The sequence below is a fragment of the Ottowia beijingensis genome (assembly GCF_013423955.1).
Classification (GTDB): Bacteria; Pseudomonadota; Gammaproteobacteria; order Burkholderiales; family Burkholderiaceae_C; genus Ottowia; species Ottowia beijingensis.
Window position 1 is genome coordinate 1,242,769 of the sequence record NZ_JACCKX010000001.1, and the last position, 25,438, is coordinate 1,268,206.

The following is a 25,438-nucleotide window of genomic DNA, read 5'->3' on the forward strand; positions in this document are numbered from 1 at the left end:
GCCAATGGCCGCCGCGGCGCCGGGCCGGATCGCCCGGGCGGCAGGCGCGGCGCGGCTTTCAGGGTTTCCATGCACCCGGCGGCGTCAGGCGGCGCGCCCGCCGGGGTGCGGGGCGCTTAAGATAGCGGGCGCGGCTGCACAGGCCGCGTTTTTTGTTGCCGCGTTCGCTCCGAGCCGTTTCCCTCATGTCTTCCCCCACATACCCGATCAGCCCGCCGCCCCGGCACCGGCTGACGCCCCGACACGCGTGCCGCTGGCCATCGAGGACTGGCTGACGGTGATCATCATGGCGCTGCTGGCGCTGATTACCTTCGCCAACGTGCTGGTGCGCTATTTCACCAATGTATCGTTCGCGTGGACGGAAGAGGTGTCGGTGTTCCTGATGATCGTGCTGGCCATGGTGGCCGGTTCGGCCGCGGTGGCGCGCAACCGGCACATCCGCATCGAATTCTTTGCCGACAGCGGCCCCGAGCGGCGCCAGCGCACGCTGGCCCAGTTCGGCGCCGGGCTGGTGGCGCTGCTGTTCGCGCTGCTGGCCGTGCTGTCGGCGCGCGTGCTGTGGGACGACGTGCAGTACGGCGAAACCTCGCCCGGCATCGGCGTGCCGCAGTGGTGGTACACGATGTGGCTGCCGATCCTCAGCGTGGCCATCATGGGCCGCGCCATCGGCCTGATGCTGCGCGGCGGCCGCGCCGCGGCCGACAGCGTCGATCTGCCCACCTCGCCCGAGGTGCGTGCCGAGGAGCATGCGCCATGATCGCCACGCTGCTCTTTGCGCTTTTCATCATCACCATGCTGATGGGCGTGCCCATCGGTGCCTCGCTGGGCCTGGCCGGCGCGGCGGCCATTGCGCTGGCGAATGCCCAGGCGCCGTGGTTCGGCCTGCTGGCGGTGCCGCAGAACTTCTACGCCGGCCTGGGCAAGTACCCGCTGCTGGCCATCCCGATGTTCGTGCTGGTCGGCTCGATCTTCGACCGCTCGGGCGTGGCGCTGCGGCTGGTCAACTTCGCCATCGCGCTGGTGGGGCGCGGGCCGGGCATGCTGCCGCTGGTGGCGATCGCGGTCGCGATGTTCCTGGGCGGCATCTCGGGCTCCGGCCCGGCCAACGCGGCGGCCGTGGGCGGCGTGATGATCGCCGCCATGCACCGCGCCGGCTATCCGGCGCCCTATTCGGCCAGCGTGGTGGGCGCGGCGGCGGCCACCGACATCCTGATCCCGCCCTCGGTGGCGTTCATCGTGTATTCGGTGCTGGTACCGGGCGCGTCGGTGCCGGCGCTGTTCGCCGCCGGCATGGTGCCGGGCGTGCTGGCCGGGCTGGCGCTGATCATTCCGGCCGTGTGGATGGCGCGCCGCCACGGCATGGGACACCTCGAATCGGGCCTGCCGCGCCCGCCGCTGCTCAAGAGCTTCGTCGAAGCCATCTGGGGCCTGGCCGCGCCGGTGCTGATTCTGGGCGGCATGCGGATGGGCTGGTTCACGCCCACCGAGGCGGCCGTGGTGGCCGTGTTCTACGGCCTGTTCGTCGGCATGTTCGTGCACCGCACGATGACGCTGCGCGATCTGTTCCCGATCCTCAAGGAATCGGGCGAGCTGTCGGCCGTGATCCTGCTGGTGGTGTCGCTGGCGGGCATCTTCGCGTTCTCGCTCTCCACGCTGGGCGTGATCGACCCAATCACCAACGCCATCATCCACTCGGGCCTGGGCGAATACGGCGTGCTGGCGCTGCTGATGGTGATGCTGATCACGCTGGGCATGTTCCTCGACGGCATCTCGATCTTCCTGATCTTCGTGCCGATCCTGTGGCCCATCATGCAGCACTACCAGTGGGACCCGGTGTGGTTCGGCGTGCTGCTGACGCTGAAAGTGGCGCTGGGCCAGTTCACGCCGCCGCTGGCGGTCAACCTGATGGTGTCGTGCCGCATTGCCAATGTGCGCATGGAAGAAACCATCCGCTGGGTCTGGCCGATGCTGTTGGCCATGGGGCTGGTGATGGTGGCCGTCATCATCTGGCCGCAGCTGGCGCTGTGGCTGCCGCGCGTGCTGGGGTATTGATTTTCAAGTGTTTTCGGCCTGTAGCGCCCATCTGGCGGGCGCAAGCAGCTCTTTTTCATAGTGAACCGCAAGGAGACTGAACCCATGAAACTTCGCCGCACTCTGCTCACCCTGGCTGCTGCCGCCACCGCGCTGGCCGCCACCACCTTCTCGCTGCCGGCCGCCGCGCAGAACTACAAGTCCGAATACCGCATGTCGCTGGTCGTCGGCCCGGCCTTCCCGTGGGGCAAGGGCGGCGAGATCTGGGCCAACAAGGTCAAGGAAAAGACCAACGGCCGCATCAACATCAAGCTGTATCCCGGCGTGTCGCTGATCCAGGGCGACCAGACGCGCGAGTTCAGCGCGCTGCGCCAGGGCGTGATCGACATGGCCGTGGGCTCCACCATCAACTGGTCGCCGCAGGTGCGCCAGCTCAACCTGTTCTCGCTGCCCTTCCTGATGCCGGACTACGCCGCCATCGACGCGCTGACCACGGGCGACGTCGGCAAGCAGATGTTCACCATCCTCGAGAAGGCCGGCGTGGTGCCCTGGCCTGGGGCCTGAACGGCTACCGCGAGCTGAGCAACTCCAAGCACCCCATCAAGTCGCCCGCCGACCTGAAGGGCCTGAAGATCCGCGTCGTCGGCTCGCCGCTGTTCCTCGAGACCTTCACCGCCCTGGGCGCCAACCCGACGCAGATGAGCTGGGCCGACGCCCAGCCCGCGCTGGCCAGCGGTGCCGTGGACGGGCAGGAAAACCCCATGAGCATCTTCACCGCCGCCAAGCTGCACACCGTGGGCCAGAAGCACCTGACGATGTGGGGCTACATCGCCGACCCGCTGGTGTTCGTGGTGAACAAGCAGGTGTGGGAGTCGTGGACGCCGGCCGACCGCGAGCTGGTGCGCCAGGCCGCCATCGAGGCCGGCCAGGAGCAGATCGCCATTGCGCGCAAGGGCCTCATCGAGCCCGGCCAGCCGCTGCTGAAGGACATCGCCGCCATGGGCGTGCAGATCACGCACCTGAGCCCGGCCGAGCGCGACGCCTTCGTCAAGGCCACGCGCCCGGTGTACGACAAGTGGAAGAACCAGATCGGCGCCGACCTGGTGAACCAGGCCGAGAAGGCTATCGCGGCGCGCAAGAAGTAAGGCCCGCGCCAGCGCCGCACGAAGCCCCGCGATGCGGGGCTTTTTGGTTCCGGCGCCAGTCGCCATGGTCGCCATTGCCTCATATACTCCCCGCATTTCAGGCTGCTAGCGCCATATCGGCGGGCGCTGACGGAACATACTCCCTGCATCATGAAAAAGACGGCCGAGGCCGTCTTGTGCGCGGTGTGCGGGCGCCGCCGCTCAGTGCTGCAGGATCTTGCTGAGGAAATCCTTGGTGCGCGGCTGGCGGCCTTCGGGGTTGCCGAAGAACTCGTCCTTGCTGCAGTCTTCCAGCACCTTGCCGCCGACGTCGATGAACACCACGCGGTTGGCCACCTTGCGGGCAAAGCCCATCTCGTGCGTGACCACCAAAGAACGGCATTCTACGGACGTGCGGCCACAGGATAAACCCTTGGTCGCGCCGCCGGGCACTTTGCTTTTCATAGCTGCTTGCGCATGTTTGCAAACGATTTCAGATGCAAATGCCTTGAATATCGCCGTGCAGCAGGCGCCAGCAGCTATTGTTTTTGCTTGATGACCAAGAAGTCTCACATGACACGCGGACCGCATCCGCTGTGTGGGAGCCTTGTTGCCAATCAAGTGTCCTGATTGTCCGCACTCTGCTGCAGCGCCCACATGCGCGCATAGCGCCCGTGCGCGGCCAGCAGCGCGAAGTGCGTGCCGCGCTCGATGATGCGGCCGGCCTCCATCACCAGGATTTCGTGCGCATCGACCACGGTGGACAGCCGGTGCGCGATGACCAGCGTGGTCTTGCCGCGCGCGGCGCTGCGGATCTCGGCCTGGATGGCGCGCTCGTTGGCCGAATCGAGCGCACTGGTGGCCTCGTCGAAGATCAGCACCGGCGGGTCCTTCAGCAGCGTGCGGGCGATGGCCACGCGCTGCTTCTCGCCGCCGGAGAGCTTCAGGCCGCGCTCGCCCACCATCGTCGCGTAGCCCCTGGGCGTGCTCATGATGAAGTCGTGGATGTGCGCGGCGCGCGCGGCCTGCTCCACCTCGGCATCGGTGGCGTCGGGCCGGCCGTAGCGGATGTTGTAGGCCACCGTGTCGTTGAACAGTACCGTGTCCTGCGGCACGATGCCGATGGCGCGGCGCACGCTGGCCTGCGTGACGCTGCGGATGTCCTGGCCGGCGATGAGGATGCGACCGCCGCCGATGCCGGGCCGCCCCAAGTCGGCGGCAGCCCACTCGGGGGCAGCGCAGCATGCGAAGCAGCGGAGCGTGGGGGCGCGTTACCGACGTCGTAAAAGCGATAGAGCAGTCGCGCCAAGGTGGACTTGCCCGAGCCAGACGGCCCCACCACCGCCACCGTCTTGCCGGCTGGAATCTCGAAGCTCACGTCGTGCAGGATTTGGCGCGCCGGCTCGTAGGCGAAATCGACATGCTCGAAGCGCACGTCCACCGGGCCGTTGGTGTGCAGTGCCTCGGCGCCGGGCGCGTCAGCCACCTCGCGCTCGCGGTCCATCAGCGTGAACATCTTGTCCAGGCCGGTCAGGTTCTGCTTGATCTCGCGGTAGATCACGCCCAGGAAGTTGAGCGGGATGTAGAGCTGGATCATGAAGGCGTTGACCATCACCAGGTCGCCCAGCGTCAGCCGCCCATCCACCACGCCCTGCGTGGCGCGCCACAGCATGGCCACCAGGCCGATGGCGATGATGAGCTGCTGCCCGGTGTTCAGCACCGACAGCGAGGTTTGCGCCTTCAGGCGCGAGCGGCGCAGCTGCTCCAGGCTTTCGTCGTAGCGGCGCGCCTCGAACTCCTCGTTGTTGAAGTACTTGACGGTCTCGTAGTTCAGCAGCGAATCGATGGCCTTGGTGTGCGCGGCCGAGTCGTACAGGTTGGCCTCGCGCCGGAACTTGGTGCGCCACTCGGTCACCGTCACGGTGAACACCACGTAGCAAACCAGCGCCGCGCCGGTGATCCAGGCAAAGCCGGCGTCGAACTTCACGGCCAGGATCGACAGCACCATCGCCACCTCGATGATCGTGGGCACGATGGAATACAGCGAGAACGACACCAGAGATTCGATGCCGCGCACGCCGCGCTCGATGTCGCGCGTCATGCCGCCGGTCTGGCGCTCCAGGTGAAAGCGCAGGCTCAGGCTGTGCAGGTGCTCGAAGGTCTGCAGCGCGATCTGCCGGCTGGCGCCCTGCGTGGCCTTGGCGAACACCAGTTCGCGCAGCTCGGTGAAGGCGCTGGTCATCAGCCGCAGCGCGCCGTAGGCCAGCAGCAGGCCGACCGGCACCACCAGCAGTGCCGCCGGGTCGCCGGGCTTGAGCGTCATGCGGTCGATCAGCTCCTTCAGCAGCAGCGGCACGCTGACGTTGGCCACCTTGGCGCCGATGACGAACAGCAGCGCCGCCGCCACGCGCCACTTGTATTGCCACAGGTAGGGCAGCAGGCGCCCCAGCGTGCGCCAGTCGGAGCGCGGCCCGCTGGGCGCCTCGGCAACAGGAAGGGAACGGGACAAATCGCGGCCACCGCGCATCGTGGACAATCTCTTTCTTGTTCAAAAGCTCAGACGTGCAGCGGCCGAAAAAGCCGCTGCACGCCCAGGCGACGGGCCTGCGAGCAGGCCACGCCAGTGAACGCCCTGGAGCGGGCTTGGCCCGGCCAGTGGCGTTGTCCCCCTCCCGCAGGAGAGGGGAAGGCGCGCCAGCGCCTCAGGGGTGTTTACCGGATTTTGCCCATGTCGCACCTCTCCAACTCCGTCACCACCCACCTGCGCGCGCCGAACACGGCGCCGGTCGATGCACCCGAGGCCCAGGTGCCGGCCGATCATGAACTGGTACTCAAGGTGATTCCGCTGCCGGGCGATGCGAATGCCAACGGCGACATCTTCGGCGGCTGGGTGATGGCGCAGGTGGATCTGGCCGGCTCGGTGCTGCCGGCGCGCTATGCGCAGGGGCGCATGGCCACGGTGGCGGTGAACCAGTTCATCTTCAGGGCGCCGGTGCGCGTGGGCGACATCCTGTCGTTCTACGCCAAGATGGAGCGCATCGGCCGCACCTCGATGACGGTGAACGTGGGCGTGTACGCCGAGCGCTTCAACAACCAGGGGCGCTACATCAAGGTGACCGAGGCGCAGCTGACCTACGTCGCCATCGACGACGAGGGCAAGCCGCGGCCGGTGCCGCGCACGGACGACTGATATCTCTCAGGCAGCGTTGTGGGAGCGGGCTTGCCCGCGATGAGGCGCCTCGTCGCCACCAACGCTTGATCGCGGGCAAGCCCGCTCCCACACAGCGGATGCGATCCGCGCCTCATCGGAGACTTCTGGATGGTCAAGCTTTTCTGAAAGCAAATTCGCATGTGGGCGCTGTGGCACCTTGCCACGGAAGCTGGAAGGCCGCCGCACTGGGGGACCTTCCAGATTTTTTGATGGTCAAAAAGTCTTTGGCGCCCAATTAACGGGCGCAAGCAGCTATTTTCTTATGAGTGCCATGTGGCTCCAAATGGCTATCGCTTGTTTTCAGCCGTCAAGCCCATGGTGAAGCGCGGCTGCGCTGCTGACGCAGCGGCCGATTTCAGCACTTGCTGAAATCGGGCTTGCGCTTTATCGAAAGCTGCTGCGCGCCGCACTGCGGCTCCGTTGCTGACGCAACGGCCGATTTCAGCACTTGCTGAAATCGGGCTTGCGCTTTATCGAAAGCTGCTGCGCGCCGCACTGCGGCTCCGTTGCTGACGCAACGGCCGATTTCAGCACTTGCTGAAATCGGGCTTGCGCTTTTCCATGAAGGCGGTCATGGCTTCGCGGGCGGCGGGTTCGCCCAGCATGCGGGCAAAGTGCGCGCCTTCCTGGTCCATGCGGTGCAGGATTTCGCCCAGGTAGCCGCCCTTCATCAGCGCCTTGGTGGTGATCAGGCTGGGCAGGGGCTTGGCGGCCAGCTTGCGGGCCTGTTGCTGTGCGTAGGCGTTCGCCTCGGTGGGCGGCAGCACGCGGTTGACCAGGCCGACTTCGAGCGCCGCCTCGGCCATGAAGGGTTCGCCCAGCAGCAGCGCCTCGGCCGCACGGTGGTGGCCGAACATGCGCGGCGCCAGCAGGCTGCTGGCCGCCTCGGGCACCAGGCCGAGATTGACGAAGGGCATCGAAAACGCCGCGTTGTCGCCGGCATACACCAGGTCGCAGTGGAACAGCATGGTGGTGCCGATGCCCACCGCCGGGCCGCACACGGCGGCGATCAGCGGCTTGGGAAAGGCGGCGATGCCGCGCAGGAAGCGGAACACCGGCGAATCGTCGCCCGCCGGCTTGTTCTTGAGGAAGTCCTCGATGTCGTTGCCGGCCGAGAACACCGTCTCGTGTCCCTGGATGACGACCACGCGCGTGGCCGCGTCGTCGGTCGCCTGCGCAATGGCGGTGGCCAGCGCGTCGTACATGGCGACGTTGATGGAGTTCTTGCGCTCCACGCGGTTGAAGGTGAGCGTGAGGACGCCGGCGTCTTGGTGTTGGAGGATTTCGGACATGGTTCTTGGTGGGTGTTGGGTGAGGATGCGTTTCAAACAGCCGGACGCAGAGGACGCAGAGGTTTCGCAGAGGACGCAGAAAAGAAATACCAAACAAGGCTCTGAACGTTTCCCGAGGCGCCGGCCCGCTGCGATGCAAAACAAAGTATTTCTGTCGTCTTTTGCGTCCTCTGCGAAACCTCTGCGTCCTCTGCGTCCGGTATTCGGTTTCGGTATTCCGGGCTTCACTCCTTGTAATACACGATCTGGTGCGTGGTCGCCAGCAGGTGCCCGGCCTCGTTCCACAGCTCGGCGCTCTGGTCGAAGTAGCCGTTGAAGAACGACTGCGCACGGGCCTGGCCCAGCAGGTAGCCCTCGCCGGTGGCGGCCAGCTCGGCGGCGCTGGCGTGGAAGTAGACCGTCATCGACACGGTGCCGATGGGCGTCATGCGCGCGCGGCGGCGCCAGATGCGCGGGAAGAAGGCGTCGGCCAGCGCCGTCAGGCTCAGAAAGTCGAGCGGGCGCGGCGGGTCGTCGCGCAGCCACAGCTGGGTCAGGCTGTCGGCCTCGGTGCCGTCCCAGTGCTGCGGGATGGCGCCGGCCACGGGGCGCATGTCGTAGCGGCCGACCCAGCTCACCCGGTCGGTGAAGGGCGCGCGCGGCACGTCGGTGGCCGCGGCGACGGCGGGCATGGGTGCGTCGACCGCGTTCCAGGTGTCGCGCCGCAGCGCGGTGACGGCGCTGGCGGTGAGCATGACCGCATCGACGCCGTCGGCGCCGGTCTGCGTCATCGTCACCGTCCAGTGCTGGGTCGAGCGGTTGGTGCGCGCGGGCCGCGCCTCGACGCGGAAGGGCGCATCGGCCAGCGCGGCCGCAAAGTTGACGGTGAGCGCCACCGGCTCGCCCAGCCGCTCGGGGTGGGCCAGCACGGCAGCCAGCGCCTGCGCCGCCGTGACGCCGCCGAACGGCCCCACCATGTTGGCGTAGGCCGGGTGCGGGCGGCCTTCGAACTGGCGCGCCGATGCGCGGCCGTGCTCGTCCACGCTGGCCACCAGCGCGTCGAGGGCGACGGCTTCGTCGAACGGATGGGTGATGAGCAGCTTGGGGCGGGTCATGGGCGCGAAGTTAGCACGCGGCACGGCACGCTGTTGTCACGCGGGCGCCTGCGCCACGCGCTGCGGCAGCGCACGCAGGGCCTGCAGCGTGTGGGGCCACAGGTCGGCCTGGTGGCGGCGGTGGAACCAGCCCAGGTGGCCGATGCGCGCCAGGGCATGGTCTTGCGGCGTCACGCGCTCGATGGCGTGCGGCGCGTTGGCGTACAGCGCCAGCAGGCTTTGCGTGCCGGGCAGGGTCATCATCTCGTCGTCGCTGATCGACAGCGCCAGGATGGGAAAGCACACCGCCGCGTAGCGCTGGCGCGCGGCCGGCCCCTCGCTGCCGCTGTAGTCGGGGTGCAGGCACCAGCGGCGCCACTGGCGGATCACGCCGGCTGGCAAGTCGCCCACCGCGCCGATGCGCTTGCCGGGAAGTAGCCGAACAGCGGCGTGAGCACCGGCACCAGGCCGTGCCACATGAACAGCACCCGCCGCCGCAGTTGCGGCGCGTTCTGGCGCCAGTAGCCGCTGCCGGCGGCCACGGCCAGCAGACCGTCGATGTGGTCGGTGCGCTCGAACAGGCCGGGCAACTGCGCGCCCAGGCTGTGGCCGATCAGCCGCAGCGGCAGTTCAGGCGCCAGCGCGTGCAGGTACTGCGTGGCGGCTTCGTAATCGGCGCGCCAGTCGTGCAGCGTGGCATCGACATGGCGCACGCGCCGGTGCTGCAGCAAGGCCAGCGAATCGGCATGGCCGCGGTAGTCGAAGGTGAGCACGCGCACGCCCTGCGTGGCCAGCCAGGCGGCGAAGTCGGCGTAGTAACGCTGCGGCACGCCCATGGCCGCGCCGATGACGGCCTGCAGCGTGGTGGGCGTGCCGGCTGGTGGCTCGAACACGCGCGCCGCCACGTGGCCGCCGCGCGGGGTGTGGAGGTGCAGGGTGTTCATCGACGGTGGTGCTCAGTGGCGGGATCGGGCTGCGGGCTGTGTGGGAGCGGGCTTGCCCGCGATGGCGGCTTGTGGCACGGCGATGCGCCGATCGCGGCCAAGGCCGCTCCCACATGCAAGCATTAAGGAAAAATCAGGGGTATGCGCTCCTTGCGCCCACTGGACGAGCGCTGTCGGCATGCATGCATGGGAGTATGCGAAATGCCATCCCCAGCGCTCCGGGGATGGCAGTGCCCCTGCGCTCACACCCGCTCGAAGATGCCCGCCGCGCCCTGCCCCATGCCCACGCACATGGTGACCATGCCGTATTTCTTGTTGTGGCGGCGCAGCGCGTGAACCACGGTGGCCGAGCGGATGGCGCCGGTGGCGCCCAGCGGGTGGCCCAGCGCGATGGCGCCGCCCATCGGGTTGACCTTGGCGGGGTCGAGCCCGAGCGTGTTGACCACCGCCAGCGACTGCGCGGCGAAAGCTTCGTTCAGCTCGTACCAGTCGATCTGGTCGTGCGTCAGGCCGGCGGACTTCAGCGCGGCCGGAATCGCCTCGATGGGGCCAATGCCCATGATGTGCGGCGGCACGCCACGCGACGCGTAGCTGACGAAACGCGCCAGCGGCGTCAGGCCAAAGCGCTTGACAGCGGCCTCGCTGGCCACGATCAGCGCACCCGCGCCGTCGCTGGTCTGCGAGCTGTTGCCCGCCGTCACCGAGCCGCGCGCGGCGAACACGGTGCGCAGCCTGGCCAGGCCTTCGAGCGACGTGTCGGGGCGAGGGCCTTCGTCGATGTCCACGGTGCGTTCGCTCGTCGTGACCTCGGCGGTCTTCAGGTTGACGCTGCGTTCGGTCACGGTGACGGGCGTGATCTCGTCCTTGAACTCGCCTTGTTGAATAGCCTTCAGCGCGCGCTGGTGCGATTCGAGGGCGAAGGCGTCCTGCGCCTGGCGCGACACCTTCCACTGCTGCGCCACCTTCTCGGCCGTCAGGCCCATGCCGTAGGCGATGCCGTAGTCGTCGACGTTGCTGGTGTTCTTGAAGATCTCGGGCGAGAGCGAGGGCGCGTTGCCCATCATGGGCACCATGCTCATGCTTTCGACACCGGCGGCGACCATGACCTCGGCCTCGCCCACGCGGATGCGGTCGGCCGCCATGGCCACGGCCGACAGGCCCGAGGCGCAGAAACGGTTGACGGTGATGCCGCCCACGCTCTTGGGGTAGCCCGCCAGCACGTTGGCCACGCGCGCCACGTTCAGGCCCTGCTGGGCCTCGGGGATGGCGCAGCCGGCGATCACGTCCTCAATGGCGGCCGGGTCGAGGCCGGGGCCTGCTTGAGCACCTCGCGCAGCGCGTGTGCCAGCAGGTCGTCGGGGCGGGTGTGCTTGAAGTAGCCCCGGTGCGAGCGCCCGATGGGCGTGCGGGTGGCGGCGACGATGTAGGCGTCCTGGATTTGTTTGCTCATGGCGAAACTCCGTGGGTGTTCAAGGCCCTCGTGCGGGGTGAGGGTTGGGGTAATGGCGCGGCGGTCGAAGGGCGGGCTTGGGTAGCCCCTTCCCAGCCTTCCCCAGCGGGGAAGGAGTTCGTGGCAAGCCGCTGTGCAGTCACGGCGTGCCCTTTCGTTTCTCTCTCCCCTCTGGGGGAGGGTTGGGGTGGGGGCCGCGCCCGCCAATGATTCGAGTCGATCGAGGATGCTCACCAGCACTCCCTCCATATTCACGAACGGCGCATCGGTAGCGACGCGCAGCACCGTGAAGCCTTGCGACCGGAAAAAGGCATCCCGTCTGTCGTCATACGCTTGCTGGTTCGCATGCTGCGAGCCATCCAGTTCGACGATCAGCCGGGGCGCCAGGCAGGCGAAGTCGGCGACGTAGCCGCCCAAGGGGTGCTGGCGGCGGAACTTCACACCCAGTTGCTCGCCGCGCAGGCGCGACCACAGCGCGCGCTCGGCGTCGGTCATCGCCCGGCGCAATGCCGGCGCGTTTCGACGAGCGGAAAGCGTAGTCTGGTGTTGCATGTGGGGTGGCCCCCATCCCAGCCTTCCCCAGAGGGGAAGGAGCGGGACGGGCAGATCAGTTACGCACCGGCTTGCCCGTCGCCAGCATCCCCATGATCCGCTCATGCGTCTTGGGATGGCCCAGCAGCGAGGTGAAGGCCTGGCGCTCCAGCGTCATCAGGTATTCCTCGCTCACCAGCGTGCCGGGGTCGACGTCGCCGCCAGTCACCACGTGGGCGATCTTCAGCGCGATGTCGAAGTCGTGCTGGCTAATGAAGCCGCCGTCGCGCATGTTCACCAGCTGGCCGGTAATGGTGGCCTTGCCGTCGCGCCCGGCCACGGGGAACAGGCGCTTGAGCGGCGGGCGGTAGCCGCCTTCGTACATCGCCCTGGCCTGCTGGATGGCCACGTACAGCAGCTCGTCCTTGTGCGGCACGATGGTGTCGCTCCACAGCAGGTAGCCGAGCTTGCGCGAATCCAGCGCGCTCATGCCGACCTTGGCCATGGCGGCGGCCGTGAAGCCTTCGGTCAGAAAGGGCAGCAGGTCCTTGCCGGTGCTGGCCTGCGCGTTCTCGGCCGCGCGGCGGGCGATGTAGGCCAGGCCGCCGGCGCCCGGCACCAGGCCCACGCCGACTTCGACCAGGCCGATGTAGCTCTCCATGATGGCCACGCGCTTCGCGCAATGCACCGCCATCTCGCAGCCTCCCCCAGCGCCATGCCGCGGATGGCGGCCACGGTGGGCACGTTGGCGTAGCGCAGGCGCAGCATCAGCTCCTGCAGTTCCTTTTCCATCGAATCGACCAGGCCCGCGCCGCCGGCCACGTAGCCGGGCAGCATGGCCTGCAGGTCGGCACCGACGCTGAACGGGTCGTCGCCCGGCCAGACAACTAAGCCCTTGTAGTCGGCCTCGGCCAGGTTGATGGCTTCCATCAGGCCCTCGCCCGCGTCAGGGCTGATGGCGCGCATCTTGGTCTTGAGCGTGGCGATCACCACCTCGTCGTCCAGCGTCCAGACGCGGATGGCGTCGGTCTCCAGCAGCGTCTTGCCGGCCGTGTCGGGGCGCGGACCGGCCTCGCCCCGCAGCAGTTCGGGAAACAGCTGGCGCTCATACACCGGCAGCTGGCGGCGCGGCTCGAACTGGCCCGTGGTCGGGTTCCACGAACCCTGCTCGGTGTGCACGCCGCCGGCCTCGGCCACCGGGCCCTTGAACACCCACTCGGGCAGCGGCTGCTTGCTCAGCGCCTTGCCGGCGTCGATGTCTTCCTGAACCATCTTCGCCACGTCGAGCCAACCGGCCTCCTGCCACAGCTCGAACGGACCCTGCTTCATGCCGAAGCCCCAGCGCATGGCCTGGTCGACGTCGCGTGCGGTCTCGGCGATGTCCTTCAGGTGCACGGCGGCGTAGTGGAAGCCGTTGCGCAGGATGGCCCACAGGAACTGGCCCTGCGGGCCTTCGCTGTCACGCAGCAGCCTCAGGCGCTCGCCCGCGGGCTTGCGCAGCATGCGGCCGTAGACCTCGTTGGCCTTCTCCCCGCTGGGCACGTACTCGCCCTGTTCCAGGTCGAAGCGCAGGATGTCGCGGCCCTGCTTCTTGTAGAAGCCGGCCTTCGCCTTCTGGCCCAGGTGGCCGGATTCGATCAGCTTCTGCAGCACCGGCGGCGTGCCGAAGCTGCCGTAGAACGAATCCATTTTCTCGTCCAGGTTGTCCTGCAGCGTCCTGATGACGTGGCCCACGGTGTCCAGGCCCACCACGTCGATGGTGCGGAAGGTGCCGCTTGAGGCGCGGCCCAGGCGCTTGCCGGTCAGGTCGTCGACGACGTCGAAGGTCAGGCCGTATTTCTCGACCTCCTTCATCGTCGTCAGCATGCCGGCGATGCCGATGCGGTTGGCGATGAAGTTGGGCGTGTCCTTGGCGCGCACCACGCCCTTGCCGAGCGCGGTGGTGACGAAGGCCTCGAGCTGGTCCAGCACTTCCGGCCGCGTCGTCGGCGTGGCGATCAGCTCCACCAGCACCATGTAGCGCGGCGGGTTGAAGAAGTGGATGCCGCAGAAGCGCGGACGCAGCGCCTCGGGCAGGGCTTCGCTCAAGCGGGTGATCGACAAGCCCGAGGTGTTGCTGGCCACGATGGCGTGCTTGGCCACGTGCGGGGCAATCCTGGCGTACAGATCGCTCTTCCAGTCCATGCGCTCGGCGATGGCCTCGATGATCAGGTCGCAACCCTTCAGCTTCTTCAGGTCGTCGTCGTAGTTGGCGACCTCGATCAGCTCGGCGTCTTCGGCCACGCCCAGCGGCGCGGGCTTGAGCTTCTTCAGGTTGTCGATGGCCTTGAGCGCGATGGCGTTCTTGGGGCCTTCCTTGGCGGCCAGGTCGAACAGGATGACCGGCACCTTGCAGTTGACGAGATGGGCGGCGATCTGCGCGCCCATCACGCCGGCGCCGAGCACGGCGACTTTCTTGACGTTGAATCGGGACATGGTGGATTCCTTCACTGGACGCGCGTCCAGGTTTGCGTGCGGCCAAAGGGGCCGATGCTGCCGCGCACTTCGAGTCGTTGGCCGCCGTCGATGGGCGTCAGGCGCAGGCGGTAGTCGCTGCCCTTCTCGGGGTCGAGCACGCGGCCGCCTTCCCACACGTCCTTGCCTTCGGCCTTCTTCGCGCCACGGATGATTTCGAGGCCCTCCATGGGCTTGTCCTTGCGGTCGCCTTCGCACTTGTCGCACACGGCGCCGGGCTGGGCATCCTTCTTCAGCACCTTCTCGATGCGGCCGGTAAGCACGCCGTTGGCCTCGGTGATGACCACCTGCGCCTTCGGCTCCTTGGTGGCGTCGTCGATGCTGCGCCAGGTGCCCACCGGGGTCATCTGGGCGTGCGCCGCACCGCCGAAAACTATCAATACAATAGCTGCCAGCGCTTTATGGTCGGGCGCTGAAGCCCGATTTGGCTTGAAATCCATCATGTCAGCGCCGCGTCGGTGTCGAGCAGGTTGGCCACGCCCGAGCGCGCGGTGCGCATCAGGCTCGCGGTCTCGGGGAACAGGCGCGCGAAGTAGAAGCGCGCGGTCTGCAGCTTGGCGGTGTAGAACGGGTCGGTGCTGCCTTCGCCGATCTTCTTCAGCGCCACGCTGGCCATGCGCGCGAAGAAGTAGCCGAACACCAGGTGGCCCGCCACGCGCAGGTAGTCGACACTGGCGCCGCCCACCTCGTCGGCGTTGACGAAGCCCTTGAAGCCGATCTCGGTGGTGAACTTCGTCATCTGGTCGGCCAGGGTGGCCAGCGGGTTGATGAACTCGGCCATCTTCTCGTTCACGCCTTCCTCGGCGATCAGGGCCTCGATCTGCTTGCCGAACTTCTTCAGCGTGGCGCCCTGGTTCTGCAGGATCTTGCGGCCCAGCAGGTCGAGCGACTGCACGGTGTTGGTGCCTTCGTAGATCATGTTGATGCGCGCGTCGCGCACGAACTGCTCGGCGCCCGTCTCGTGGATGTAGCCGTGGCCGCCGAACACCTGCATGCAGTGGTTGGTGGCGGCAAAGCCGTTGTCGGTCAGGAAGGCCTTCACGATGGGCGTGAGCAGGCCCAGGATTTCCTCGCTGTCCTTGCGCACCTTGTCGTCGGGGTGGTGGTGCGCCTTCTCGGCGATCATGGCGCCGTACATGGCCATGGCGCGGCCGCCCTCGGCGTAGGCCTTGGCCGTCAGCAGCATCTTGCGCACGTCGGGGTGCACGATGATCGGGTCGGCCGGTTTGTCCTTGGCCTTGGTGCCCGACAGGCTGCGCATCTGCAGGCGCTCCTTGGCGTAGGCCAGCGCGTTCTGGTAGGCCACTTCGGTCAGGCCGAGCGACTGGTTGCCGACCCCCAGGCGCGCGGTGTTCATCATCACGAACATGGCCTGCAGGCCCTTGTTGGGCTCGCCCACCAGGGTGCCGATGGCGCCGTCCAGGCTGAGCTGCGCGGTGGCGTTGGCGTGGATGCCCATCTTGTGCTCCAGGCCGGTGCAGAAGATGGGGTTGCGCTCGCCCAGGCTGCCGTCCGGCTTGACGTGGTACTTGGGCACCAGGAACAGGCTGATGCCCTTGCTGCCCTTGGGCGCATCGGGCAGGCGGGCCAGCACCAGGTGGATGATGTTGGGCGCCAGGTCGTGCTCGCCGGCGCTGATGAAGATCTTGTTGCCGGTGACACGATAGGTGCCGTCGCCCTGCGGCTCGGCGCGGGTGGTGAGCAGGCCGAGGTCGGTGCCGCAGTGCGGCTCGGTCAGGCACATGGTGCCGGTCCATTCGCCGCTGACGAGCTTGGGCAGGAAGGTCTTCTTCTGCTCGTCGGTGCCGTGCGCGTGCAGCGCCTCGTAGGCGCCGTGCGACAGGCCTGGGTACATGGTCCAGGCCTGGCTGGCGCTGTTCAGCATCTCGTAGAAGCACTGGTTGATCAGCAGCGGCAGGCCCTGGCCGCCGTACTCGGGGTCGCACGACAGCGCGGCCCAGCCGCCTTCGACGAACTGGGCGTAGGCGTCCTTGAAGCCGGTGGGGGTGGTCACTTCGTGCGTGGCCTTGTCGAGCGTGCAGCCCTCGGCATCGCCGCGCAGGTTGAGCGGCTGCACCACCTCGGCGGCGAACTTGCCGCCTTCTTCCAGCACGGCATTCAGCGTGTCGGCGTCGAGGTCGGCGTGCTTGGGCAGGGCCTTGAATTCGTCAACGACGTTGAGCACCTCGTGCATCACGAATTGCATGTCGCGCAGCGGGGGTGTAGATGGGCATGGCGAAATCGCTCCAGAAGAAAGGCGAGAGGTTGAAGGGGCATCAGGCACGGTAGCGCGCCAGGATGTTGTGAAAGCCCTGGACGGCGCGCTCGAGCGCGCCCGGGCGTTGCAGGAAACGGGCTTCGTAATGCAGCACCAGGATCAGGCCGTGGATCTCGAAGGCGACCTGGTGTTCGTCGACATCGGCCGCCAGGTGGCCCTGCTCGCGCGCCTGGGCAATGGCGCGGGTGAAGGCGGCCATCCAGGTTTCGACCGCCTCGATCAGCGCATCGCGCACCGGCCCGGGCCGGTCGTCGAACTCGATCGCGCCGCTGATGAAGATGCAGCCCGAATCCAGCTCGGCGCTGGTGAAGCGCATCCAGTGCTTGAACAGCGCCTGCAGGCGCGGCAGGCCGCGCGGCTGCTCCATCGCGGGCTGGAAAACCTCGCGCTCGAAGCGGGCGTAGTATTCGCGCACCACCGAGATCTGCAGTTCGTCGCGCGAGCCGAAGTGCGCGAACACGCCCGACTTGCTCATCTCCATGGCCTCGGCCAGCGCGCCGATGGACAGGCCCTCCAGCCCCACCTGCGCGGCCATGCGCAGCGCCGTGTCGACGATGGCGGCCTTGGTCTGCTGGCCCTTCGGCAAGGCACGGGCCCTGGCCTGCGGCGCAGGCGCGATGGTGAGCGGCGGGGTACGGGACACGGCTTGAAATAAAACGAACGGTCGTTCTATTCTGCCCTATCCCCTGGAGGGCGCCAAGCGCTTCATTCCCCGCGAACATGGGTGTTTACCCTGAATTAATACCTGCACCCGTATAGGCGCGCAGTTCTGACTTGCCTATGCCTTGAACGCCACCACGCGCTGGCGCTGCTGGCCCAGGCCGTCGATGCCGAGCGTCATCACATCGCCCTTCTTCAGGTAGCGCGGTGCCGGCTGGCCCTGCGCATCGCGCAGCCCCATGCCCACACCCGGCGGCGTGCCGGTGGTCAGCACGTCGCCCGCCTCCAGCGTGATGAAGCGGCTGACGTAGCTGATCAGCCGCGCCACGCCGAACACCATGGTGCACGTGTCGCCGGTCTGCATGCGCTGGCCGTTCAGGTCGAGCCACAGGCCCAGGCGCTGCGGGTTGGGCACCTCGTCGCGCGTCACCAGCCAGGGGCCGATGGGGCCGAAAGTGTCGCAGCCCTTGCCCTTGTCCCAGGTGCCCCCGCGCTCGATCTGGAATGCGCGCTCGCTCACGTCGTTGACCACGCAGTAGCCGGCCACGTGCGCCAGCGCGTCCTTCAGCGCCACGTGGCGCGCGGTGCGGCCGATGACGACGCCCAGTTCCACCTCCCAGTCGCTCTTCTTCGAGCCCTTGGGCAGCATCACGTCGTCATCCGGCCCCTGGATACAGGAGATGGCCTTGGTGAAGACCACCGGCTCCTTGGGCACGGGCAGGCCCGACTCGGCGGCGTGGTCGGCGTAGTTCAGGCCGATGGCGATGAACTTGCCGATGCCGGCCACCGGGCAGCCGAGGCGCGGCGTGCCCTTGACCAGCGGCAGCTTGTCGACGTTCAGGCGCTGCAATCTGGCCAGCGCCGCATCGCCCAGCTGCGCCGGGCCGATGTCGGGCACCACGGCGGAGAGGTCGCGCAGGCGGCCATCGGCGTCCAGCAGTCCGGGCTTTTCCTTGCCCGGCGGGCCGTAGCGAAGCAGTTTCATGCGCAGACCCTTTCAGGCATCGAATCAGCCTTCAGGGCCCGTCCATCGGGCGCTGGCAGCTTCCCGGCTTATAGCATCCGGGCGATGCAGGCGTCCAGCTGTTCGGACGGCAGGCGCCGGAAGCCCGAGCGCGCAAAGCGCTGCAGGCGCCCGGCCACGAAGGCGGTGAGCACCGAGGCCGTCAGCTGCGCATCGGCGTCGGGCGTCAGCGTGCCGGCATCGGCCGCGGGCGCGCCGTCACGCAGGCACTGGCGCAGCGCCGCCTCGAGCTTGTCGAACAGCTGGTTCATGCGCTGCTGCAGGCGCTCGTGCTCGAACACCAGCGCGTCGCCCACCATCACGCGGGTCATGCCGGGGTTCTTCTCGCCGAACTGCAGCACCATGGCCACGATGCGGGCGGCGCGGGCGCGGCCATCGGCCTCGCGCTCGCTGATCTGGTTGATCAGGCCGAACACCGTGCTTTCGATGAAGTCGATCAGCCCCTCGAACATCTGCGCCTTGCTGGCGAAGTGGCGGTACAGCGCGGCCTCGCTCACCTCCAGCCGGGCGGCCAGCGCGGCGGTGGTCACGCGCTCGGCGCCGGGCTGCTCCAGCATCTGCGCCAGCACCTGCAGGATCTGCACGCGCCGCTCGCCCGGCTTGGGGCGCTTGCGCGTTGCCGCGCCCGGCGCGGCTTCGTCCAGGGCAGGTGCGGCGGAAGGGTCGGTGGCAGGCTGCATGGCGGGCTCAAATGTTTCCAAATGATTCTGCCACAGGATGGACCAATGACAAGTGCGGCCCTGTCGCGCCCGCGCCGCATGCAAGTGAGCGCTTGCCCGACGGCCACGCGCCAGCGCGGGACGCGCTGCATCGGTATATTTTTATAGTGGCTTGCGCTTGCCCTGCAACGTTTTCAAGAGAAATCGACATGAAAACCTTTATCAGCGGGCGTCAGCAGCTATCTTTTTGATTCATCATCAAGATATCTCATTCCATTCCCAGATCGAAACGACATGAATCTCATCATTCCAGCGAAAGCCGGAATCCAGACGACGCGCGTGAGCAGCGCATGGATCCCGGCTTTCGCCGGGATGACGATGGTTGACGTCTCGAGGCGGAAACGGAAATCAGATGATGCGCCGACCGCATCCCGCTGTGTGGGAGCGGGCGTGCCCGCGATCAAGCGGTGGTTGCGACGAGGCGCCTCATCGCGGGCAAGCCCGCTCCTACAACGCTGTGTGAGACTTGTTGCTGATCAAGCTTTTTCCGCCCGTCGAGCGGCTGCCCTCGTCAGTGCGAGCGGATCATGGTGCCGAACGGCTCGTTGCCCAGCACTTCCAGCAGCAGCGCGTGCGGCACCCGGCCGTCGATGATGTGCACCGCGTTCACGCCGCTCTTGGCGGCGTCCAGCGCGCCGGCGATCTTGGGCAGCATGCCGCCGGAGATGGTGCCGTCGGCCACCAGCTCGTCGATGCGGCGCGGCGTCAGCTCGGGCAGCAGCTGGCTTTGTTTGTCGAGCACGCCGGGGATGTTGGTCAGCATCAGCAGCTTCTCGGCCTGCAGCACGGTGGCCAGCTTGGCGGCCACCACGTCGGCGTTGATGTTGTAGCTCTCGTTCTGTGCACCGTAGCCGATGGGGCTGACCACGGGGATGAACTGGTCGTCCTGCAGCGCCTTCACCACCGACGGGTCGATCTGCTCGATGTCGCCCACCTGGCCGACGTCGTGCTCGACGCTCGGGTCCTTCTGGTCCAGCATCTTGAGCTTGCGGGCATGGATCAGCCCGCCGTCGCGCCCCGTCAGGCCCACCGCCTTGCCGCCGGCCTGGTTGATCAGGCCGACGATGTCCTGCTGCACCTCGCCGCCCAGCACCCACTCGACCACTTCCATGGTCTCGGCGTCGGTCACGCGCATGCCCTGGATGAACTTGCCCTCCTTGCCCAGGCGCTTGAGCGCGGTCTCGATCTGCGGCCCGCCGCCGTGCACCACCACCGGGTTGATGCCCACCAGCTTGAGCAGCACCACGTCCTCGGCAAAGGCGGCCTGCAGCGCCGGGTCGGTCATGGCGTTGCCGCCATATTTGATGACCATGGTCTTGCCGTGGAACTTGCGGATGTACGGCAGCGCCTGGGCCAGGATCTGGGCCTTGTCGCGCGGGGCCAGGGCGGAGAGATCAGTGCTCATGTCGGATGGGCCGGTTGGAGGTTGAGACGATGGCAATGATAGTGAAGCGGCCGCGTCACTCGCACGGGCGCTGCAGTCACTCGCGCGGGCGCTGCAGGATGCGCGGCACCTTGAAGCGCACCAGCATCACGTAGGCCGCCACGTAGCTGATGGCGAACAGCACGCAAAAGCCCAGCAGCACGCCGCTGTAGCGCCAGAACAGCACCGCCGGCACCACCGTCAGCACGATGAAGCTCCACAGATAGGGCGCCGTGCGGTTGTTGCGCGCCAGCATGTTCCTGGCCTCGTCCTCGTGCAGCACGCTGCGCACCAGGCGCCGGTACACCAGCTGGTGCAGGTGCAGCGCGTCGGCCATGCCGGGCGAATCGCCGCGCCACAGCTTGCGGTAGATCGAGAACACCGTCTCCCACACCGGGTAGATGAGCAGCAGCAGCGGGAACCACGGCGATACCACCGGGTGGCGCTGCACCAGCAGCAGGCTGATGACGGCGATCAGCAGGCCCCACAAGTAGGCACCCGCATCGCCGGCAAAGATCAGCCCGCGCGGGTAGTTCCACACCAGAAAGCCGGCCGTGGCCGCCGCCAGGGCGATCGCCACCGCCGCCAGTTCGCGGTCGCCCACCTGCAGCGCCACGTGCGCCAGCGCCAGGCACACCACCAGCGCCACCGCGCCCGCCAGCCCGTTGTAGCCGTCGATGATGTTGAAGGCGTGCGGCAGCCCCGTCACCGCCAGCACCGCCACGCCCACGCCCAGCCAGGGCCAGGCACCCCAGTACGGGTCGATCCAGCCGAAGCCCAGGTGCGGCACCGACACGCCCAGCACGCCCCAGGCCAGCAGGCCCGAGGTCAGCGTCAGCAGCAGGCGCCAGCTCACCCGCAGGCGCTGGGTCATGTCCTCCAGCACGCCGCCCACGAAGGCTGGCAGCAGCATCAGCAGCCAGGTGCCCAGGTGCAGCTTCACGCTGTCGATGTTGCCCGCCATGTGGGCGCGCTGCAGCAGCGGCAGCGCGGCCAGGGCGATGGCCCAGCCCGCCAGCAGGCCCAGCCCGCCCAGGCGCGGCGTCTCGCCCCAGTGAAAGCGCTGCGGCGCGTCGTCGGCATAGCGCGCCGCGCGGCGGAACAGCCGGCGCACCCACAGTGTCGCCACCAGGGACACCACAAAGGCAAGCAGCGCCAGCGAGATCATTCGTGCAAGAAAAGGCGGTCCGCCCAGGCTCCCGGAACGGATGCCCCGAAAGCGTGCGAAAAGCCCCGCATGGTAGCATCCGCTCACCTGCCAGGCCCGCTGGGCGCTTGGCTACCGGCCTCCACGCTCTGTCCGATTTCATGGTCGATTCTTCCTCCGCGCTGCACATCTACGACCGCGAGATCGACAGCAGCGAACGCACCTCCCTTTCCGTGCTCACCAGCCACATCGCGCCCGGCGCACGGGTGCTCGACCTGGGCTGCGGCAGCGGTGCCATCGGGCGCTACCTGGCCCAGCGCGACGGCGCCGGCACCACCGTCATCGACGGCCTCACCATCAGCGCCGACGAGGCCCGCCTGGCCTCCCCGCATTACCGCCGCGTCGAGGTGGCCGACCTCGACAACGCCCGCCTGAGCGACCTGTTCCCCGCCCAGAGCTACGACGCCATCGTCTGCGCCGACGTGCTGGAGCACATCCGCCAGTCGCCCCGCGTGCTGGCCGAATGCCGCCAGCTGCTGGCGCCCGAAGGCCGCCTGCTGCTGTCCATCCCGAACGCCGGCTATGCCGGCCTGGTGGCCGAGCTGATGGCCGGCGAGTTCCGCTACCGCCAGGAAGGCCTGCTGGACGAAACGCATGTGCGCTTCTTCACCCGGCGCACGCTGATGCGCTTTCTGCGCGAGCACGGCTGGATCGATGTGCAGGCCGATGTCATCACGCGGCAGCTGCCGGATTCCGAGTTCAACGTCGCGTTCGACGCCCTGCCCCCGGCCGTGGCGCGCCATCTGCTGGCCCTGCCGGACGCGCTGACCTACCAGTTCATCGTCGTCGCGCGCCCCGCTTCGGCCAAAGAGGCTGTCACAGCGGCACCGGCCGCAGAAGCTGCCGCCAGTGCCCTGCCGGCGCAGGCGCTGTTCACCGCCGAGTTATATCTGGGCTTCAACGGGCAGTTCGACGAAGCGCGCAAGTTCACTGCCGCCGGCACCATCGGTCAGGTACGCCAGACATTGGCCTTCACGCTGCCGGAGCCGGCGCCCGACGCGCTCAAGCTTGACCCGGCCGACCGCCCCGGCTTCCTCCACCTCCACGGCATCGCATTGCTTGGCGCAGACGGCAAGACCGTTTGGCAATGGTCACCCGCCGATGCGGCGCTGCTGCTGGGCGCACCGAACAGCGGCATCGTCGCCCATCCGCCGGCCTGGCCGGGTGCGCCGTTTTCGCTGCTGCTCCACGGCAGCGATCCGTGGATCGAACTGCCGATTCCCCTGCGGCTCTGGCGCAGGCTGGGGGCGGGCAACTGGAAATCGATCTCGGCTGGCCCATGTCGGCGGATTACCTGGCGCTGGCCGGTCTGGCGCAGCAGCGCATCGCCCAGGCGGAGATGGCCTTGCACGCCGAACGCGCAAAGCAACAGGATTTCAATCGCTCACGCGAGGAAATGCTGCGAACCATCGACACGCTCACCCAGCAGTCACACGGCCTCAGTGAGCAGAACGATCACCTGCGCCAGCAGAACGATCACCTGCGCCAGCAGAAGCAGGCGCTGCTGAGCACCACCCGCAGCCTGGCCCAGGAGCGCGACGAGGCCCGCCAGCTGGTGCACGACATCGAGAACTCCACCGTGTTCCGCGCCACCCGCCCCATCGTGCACGCCAAGATGCGCCTCGACCGCCTGCTCGGCACCGGCTCCGCCCGCCCCGCCGCGGCCGAACGGCCCGCGCCGCAGCCGCTGACCCCGCCGCCGCAGCCGGTGGACATCATCGTGCCCGTCTACAAGGGCCTGGCCGACACGCGCCGCTGCCTCGAATCGGTGCTGGCCGCCCGCTGCGCCACGCCCTGGCGCCTGATCGTCATCAACGACGCCAGCCCCGAGCCCGAAGTCACCGACTGGCTGCGCGCCTTCGCCCCCGGCGACGAGCGCATCACCCTGCTCGAAAACCCCGAGAACCTGGGCTTCGTCGGCACCGTCAACCGCGGCATGGCGCTGTCGGGCGAGCACGACGTGCTGCTGCTCAACAGCGACACCGAGGTGGCCAACGACTGGCTCGACCGCATCCGCGCCGCCGCCTACGGCGACCAGAAGGTGGCCAGCGTCACCCCGTTTTCCAACAACGCCACCATCTGCAGCTACCCGCGCTTCTGCCACGACAACGACCTGCCCGACGGCTGGGACACCGCCCGGCTCGACGCCCTGTTCGCCCGCACCAACCCCGGCCAGGTGGTCGACGTGCCCACCGGCGTCGGTTTCTGCATGTACATCCGCCGCGCCGCGCTGGCCGACGTCGGCCTGTTCGACGTCGAGAACTTCGGCAAGGGCTACGGCGAGGAGAACGACTTCTGCATCCGCGCCGCCAAGGCCGGCTGGCGCAACCTGCACCTGCTCGACGCCTTCGTGCGCCACTTCGGCGGCGTCAGCTTTGGCGACAGCAAAAGCCCGCGCGAGCGCGCCGCCATGGAAACCCTGCGCCGCCTGCACCCCGCTACGAAAGCGAGGTGCTCGCCTTCGTGCAGGCCGACCCGGCACGGCTCGCCCGCACCATGGTCGACATCGCCCGCGTGCAAGCCGGCAGCGGCCCCTCATCCTGGCCGTGCTGCACGACCGCCAGGGCGGCACCGAACGCCACGTGCAGGAACTCGCCGCCACCCTGCGCCAGCGCGCCCGGTTCCTGGTGCTGCGCCCCTGCCCGGCCAGCGTGTCAGCCTGCGCCTGCCCGATGCCGGCGACAGCTTCGAGCTGGTCTTCTCTCTGGCCGACGAATACGAGCAGCTCATCACCCTGCTGCGCCAGCTGGGCGTCGTCCACATCCACTACCACCACCTGCTCGGCCACGGCGAGCACATCGCCCGCCTGCCCGCGCGCCTGGGCGTCGGCTACGACTTCACCGCGCACGACTACTTCACCATCTGCCCGCAGATCTCGCTCACCCAGCGCGACAGCCGCTACTGCGGCGAGCTCGGCGTGCAGCAATGCACCGACTGCCTGGCCAAATCGCCGGCGCCCGAAGGGCTCGACATCCTCACCTGGCGCACCCGCCACGCCGAGTTCCTGAACGGCGCCCGCTTCGTCATGGGCCCGGCGCGCGACGTGCTGCTGCGCCTGGCCAGCCACGTGCCCGGCGCCGCGCTGCGGCTGGTGCCCCACACCGACATCGACCCGGCCGCGCCCCTGCCCGCGCCCAACCCGCCGCCGCTGGCCGGTGATCGCCCGCTCAAGATCGTCGTCATCGGCGCGCTCAGCACCATCAAGGGCGCCGACCTGCTGGAAGACGTCGCCATCGCCGCCCGCAGGCAGGGCGCGCCGGTCGAATTCCACCTCATCGGCTACGGCTACCGCGCGCTCAAGACCCAGCCGCACGCGCACCTCACCGTGCACGGCCGCTACGACGAAAAAGACCTGCCCGACCTGCTGCACTGGCTGCAGCCCGACGTGGTGTGGTTCCCCGCCCTGTGGCCCGAAACCTACAGCTACACCCTCAGCGCCTGCCTGCTGGGCGGCTGGCCGGTGGTGGCGCCCGACATCGGCGCCTTCGCCGAACGCCTGCAGGGCCGCCGCTGGACCTGGGTCCAGCCCTGGGACACCCCCGCCGCCGACTGGCTGGCCTTCTTCACCGACATCCGCCAGCGCCATTTCGCCGCTGGGCAGTCGCCCGCCCCGGTCTTCACCATCGTGCCCACCGACGGCCACGTGCCGCCGGCGGTGGTTTCACACGACTGGTACCGCAGCGACTACCTGCGGCAACTGCCGTCAGCGGGCGCCAGCGCCACCCTGCCCGACCGCGCCACGCTGGCCGCGCATCTGCCCGGCCCGGGCGAAGGCACCCTTGCCGCAGCAGGGGGTGGGCCGCTGGTGGCAGCGCTGGCGCGCCTGCGTTCGCTGCCCGTCCTCTCTGGCGTGGCCAGGGCCATCCCGGCGCATTGGCAGCGGCGCGTCAAGAACTGGCTGCAACGCTGACGCTGCCGATTCGCTATTACACTAATAGCTGTCAGCGCTTGCCAGAC

Annotated in this window: 17 protein-coding genes and 6 pseudogenes; 7 read left to right on the forward strand and 16 right to left on the reverse strand. The window is 68.1% G+C overall.

What is annotated here, in order from left to right; genetic code table 11:
* Positions 1 to 247: 247 nt before the first annotated feature.
* From H0I39_RS06290 to H0I39_RS06300, 3 genes and pseudogenes are all read left to right on the forward strand, one after another.
* Positions 248 to 757, forward strand: a complete 510-nt coding sequence (locus H0I39_RS06290; RefSeq protein WP_373368261.1) for a TRAP transporter small permease — start codon at positions 248 to 250, stop codon at positions 755 to 757.
* Positions 754 to 2,052, forward strand: a complete 1,299-nt coding sequence (locus H0I39_RS06295) for a TRAP transporter large permease (protein ID WP_180549944.1) — start codon at positions 754 to 756, stop codon at positions 2,050 to 2,052. Before H0I39_RS06290 ends, H0I39_RS06295 begins: the two co-directional genes overlap by 4 nt.
* Before the next feature lie 84 nt (positions 2,053 to 2,136).
* A pseudogene (locus H0I39_RS06300) lies at positions 2,137 to 3,176 on the forward strand (DctP family TRAP transporter solute-binding subunit).
* 201 nt (positions 3,177 to 3,377) lie between these two features.
* Here H0I39_RS06300 and H0I39_RS06305 read toward each other — a convergent pair.
* Positions 3,378 to 3,548 (reverse strand): annotated as a pseudogene (locus H0I39_RS06305) (amino acid ABC transporter ATP-binding protein); the annotation flags it as partial.
* Between H0I39_RS06305 and H0I39_RS06310 the strand changes: the two are divergent.
* The gene (locus H0I39_RS06310) at positions 3,538 to 3,711 is read left to right on the forward strand and encodes a hypothetical protein (RefSeq protein ID WP_180549945.1); all 174 of its coding nucleotides are present in this window, start codon (positions 3,538 to 3,540) and stop codon (positions 3,709 to 3,711) included. The pseudogene H0I39_RS06305 and the gene H0I39_RS06310 sit on opposite strands and share 11 nt — an antisense overlap.
* Before the next feature lie 79 nt (positions 3,712 to 3,790).
* On the opposite strand, the pseudogene H0I39_RS23970 reads toward H0I39_RS06310, so the two are convergent.
* Positions 3,791 to 5,682 (reverse strand): annotated as a pseudogene (locus H0I39_RS23970) (ABCB family ABC transporter ATP-binding protein/permease); the annotation flags it as partial.
* 201 nt (positions 5,683 to 5,883) lie between these two features.
* Here H0I39_RS23970 and H0I39_RS06320 point away from each other — a divergent pair.
* Entirely contained in the window at positions 5,884 to 6,345 is a 462-nt protein-coding gene (locus H0I39_RS06320; protein ID WP_180549946.1) for an acyl-CoA thioesterase, read from the forward strand.
* 548 nt (positions 6,346 to 6,893) lie between these two features.
* On the opposite strand, the gene H0I39_RS06325 is transcribed toward H0I39_RS06320, so the two are convergent.
* The 14 genes and pseudogenes from H0I39_RS06325 to H0I39_RS06385 form a co-directional block, all read right to left on the reverse strand.
* Entirely contained in the window at positions 6,894 to 7,658 is a 765-nt protein-coding gene (locus tag H0I39_RS06325) for an enoyl-CoA hydratase (protein WP_180549947.1), read from the reverse strand.
* 224 nt (positions 7,659 to 7,882) lie between these two features.
* Positions 7,883 to 8,752, reverse strand: a complete 870-nt coding sequence (locus tag H0I39_RS06330; protein WP_180549948.1) for an acyl-CoA thioesterase — start codon at positions 8,750 to 8,752, stop codon at positions 7,883 to 7,885.
* Positions 8,753 to 8,788: 36 nt separating this feature from the next.
* Positions 8,789 to 9,142 (reverse strand): hypothetical protein, encoded by a 354-nt coding sequence (locus tag H0I39_RS21755; protein ID WP_257645653.1) that lies wholly within the window; start codon positions 9,140 to 9,142, stop codon positions 8,789 to 8,791.
* Positions 9,118 to 9,675 carry an alpha/beta hydrolase family protein gene (locus H0I39_RS21760; RefSeq protein ID WP_257645654.1) on the reverse strand — a complete coding sequence of 186 codons (558 nt, stop codon included), beginning with the start codon at positions 9,673 to 9,675 and terminating at the stop codon, positions 9,118 to 9,120. Before H0I39_RS21760 ends, H0I39_RS21755 begins: the two co-directional genes overlap by 25 nt.
* Before the next feature lie 242 nt (positions 9,676 to 9,917).
* Positions 9,918 to 11,125 (reverse strand): annotated as a pseudogene (locus H0I39_RS06340) (acetyl-CoA C-acyltransferase).
* A 225-nt stretch (positions 11,126 to 11,350) separates the two neighbouring features.
* A pseudogene (locus H0I39_RS06345) lies at positions 11,351 to 11,782 on the reverse strand (endonuclease domain-containing protein); the annotation flags it as partial.
* Positions 11,733 to 14,131: pseudogene (locus H0I39_RS06350) on the reverse strand (3-hydroxyacyl-CoA dehydrogenase/enoyl-CoA hydratase family protein). The pseudogenes H0I39_RS06350 and H0I39_RS06345, both read right to left, overlap by 50 nt.
* An 11-nt stretch (positions 14,132 to 14,142) precedes the next feature.
* On the reverse strand, positions 14,143 to 14,613 hold the full coding sequence (locus H0I39_RS06355) for a DUF2147 domain-containing protein (protein WP_257645655.1): 471 nt from the start codon (positions 14,611 to 14,613) through the stop codon (positions 14,143 to 14,145).
* Positions 14,610 to 16,376, reverse strand: a complete 1,767-nt coding sequence (locus H0I39_RS06360; protein ID WP_180549949.1) for an acyl-CoA dehydrogenase C-terminal domain-containing protein — start codon at positions 16,374 to 16,376, stop codon at positions 14,610 to 14,612. The genes H0I39_RS06355 and H0I39_RS06360 overlap by 4 nt, the downstream gene beginning before the upstream one ends.
* A 70-nt stretch (positions 16,377 to 16,446) precedes the next feature.
* Complete coding sequence (locus H0I39_RS06365) at positions 16,447 to 17,091, reverse strand: TetR/AcrR family transcriptional regulator (protein ID WP_308645786.1); 645 nt, start codon at positions 17,089 to 17,091, stop codon at positions 16,447 to 16,449.
* Positions 17,092 to 17,226: 135 nt separating this feature from the next.
* Entirely contained in the window at positions 17,227 to 18,093 is an 867-nt protein-coding gene (locus H0I39_RS06370) for a fumarylacetoacetate hydrolase family protein (protein ID WP_180549950.1), read from the reverse strand.
* Between the two features lie 68 nt (positions 18,094 to 18,161).
* The gene (gene slmA / locus H0I39_RS06375) at positions 18,162 to 18,812 is read right to left on the reverse strand and encodes a nucleoid occlusion factor SlmA (protein WP_180549951.1); all 651 of its coding nucleotides are present in this window, start codon (positions 18,810 to 18,812) and stop codon (positions 18,162 to 18,164) included.
* 550 nt (positions 18,813 to 19,362) lie between these two features.
* On the reverse strand, positions 19,363 to 20,256 hold the full coding sequence (argB, locus tag H0I39_RS06380) for an acetylglutamate kinase (RefSeq protein ID WP_180549952.1): 894 nt from the start codon (positions 20,254 to 20,256) through the stop codon (positions 19,363 to 19,365).
* Between the two features lie 76 nt (positions 20,257 to 20,332).
* Positions 20,333 to 21,442 carry a glycosyltransferase family 4 protein gene (locus tag H0I39_RS06385; protein ID WP_180549953.1) on the reverse strand — a complete coding sequence of 370 codons (1,110 nt, stop codon included), beginning with the start codon at positions 21,440 to 21,442 and terminating at the stop codon, positions 20,333 to 20,335.
* 140 nt (positions 21,443 to 21,582) lie between these two features.
* On the opposite strand from H0I39_RS06385, the gene H0I39_RS23165 reads away from it, so the two are divergent.
* Both H0I39_RS23165 and H0I39_RS06390 read left to right on the forward strand, forming a co-directional pair.
* Positions 21,583 to 22,989 (forward strand): class I SAM-dependent methyltransferase, encoded by a 1,407-nt coding sequence (locus H0I39_RS23165; protein WP_307776782.1) that lies wholly within the window; start codon positions 21,583 to 21,585, stop codon positions 22,987 to 22,989.
* Positions 22,878 to 25,391, forward strand: coding sequence for a glycosyltransferase (locus H0I39_RS06390; RefSeq protein WP_307776783.1), 2,514 nt, complete (start codon positions 22,878 to 22,880; stop codon positions 25,389 to 25,391). The genes H0I39_RS23165 and H0I39_RS06390 overlap by 112 nt, the downstream gene beginning before the upstream one ends.
* Positions 25,392 to 25,438 lie beyond the last annotated feature (47 nt).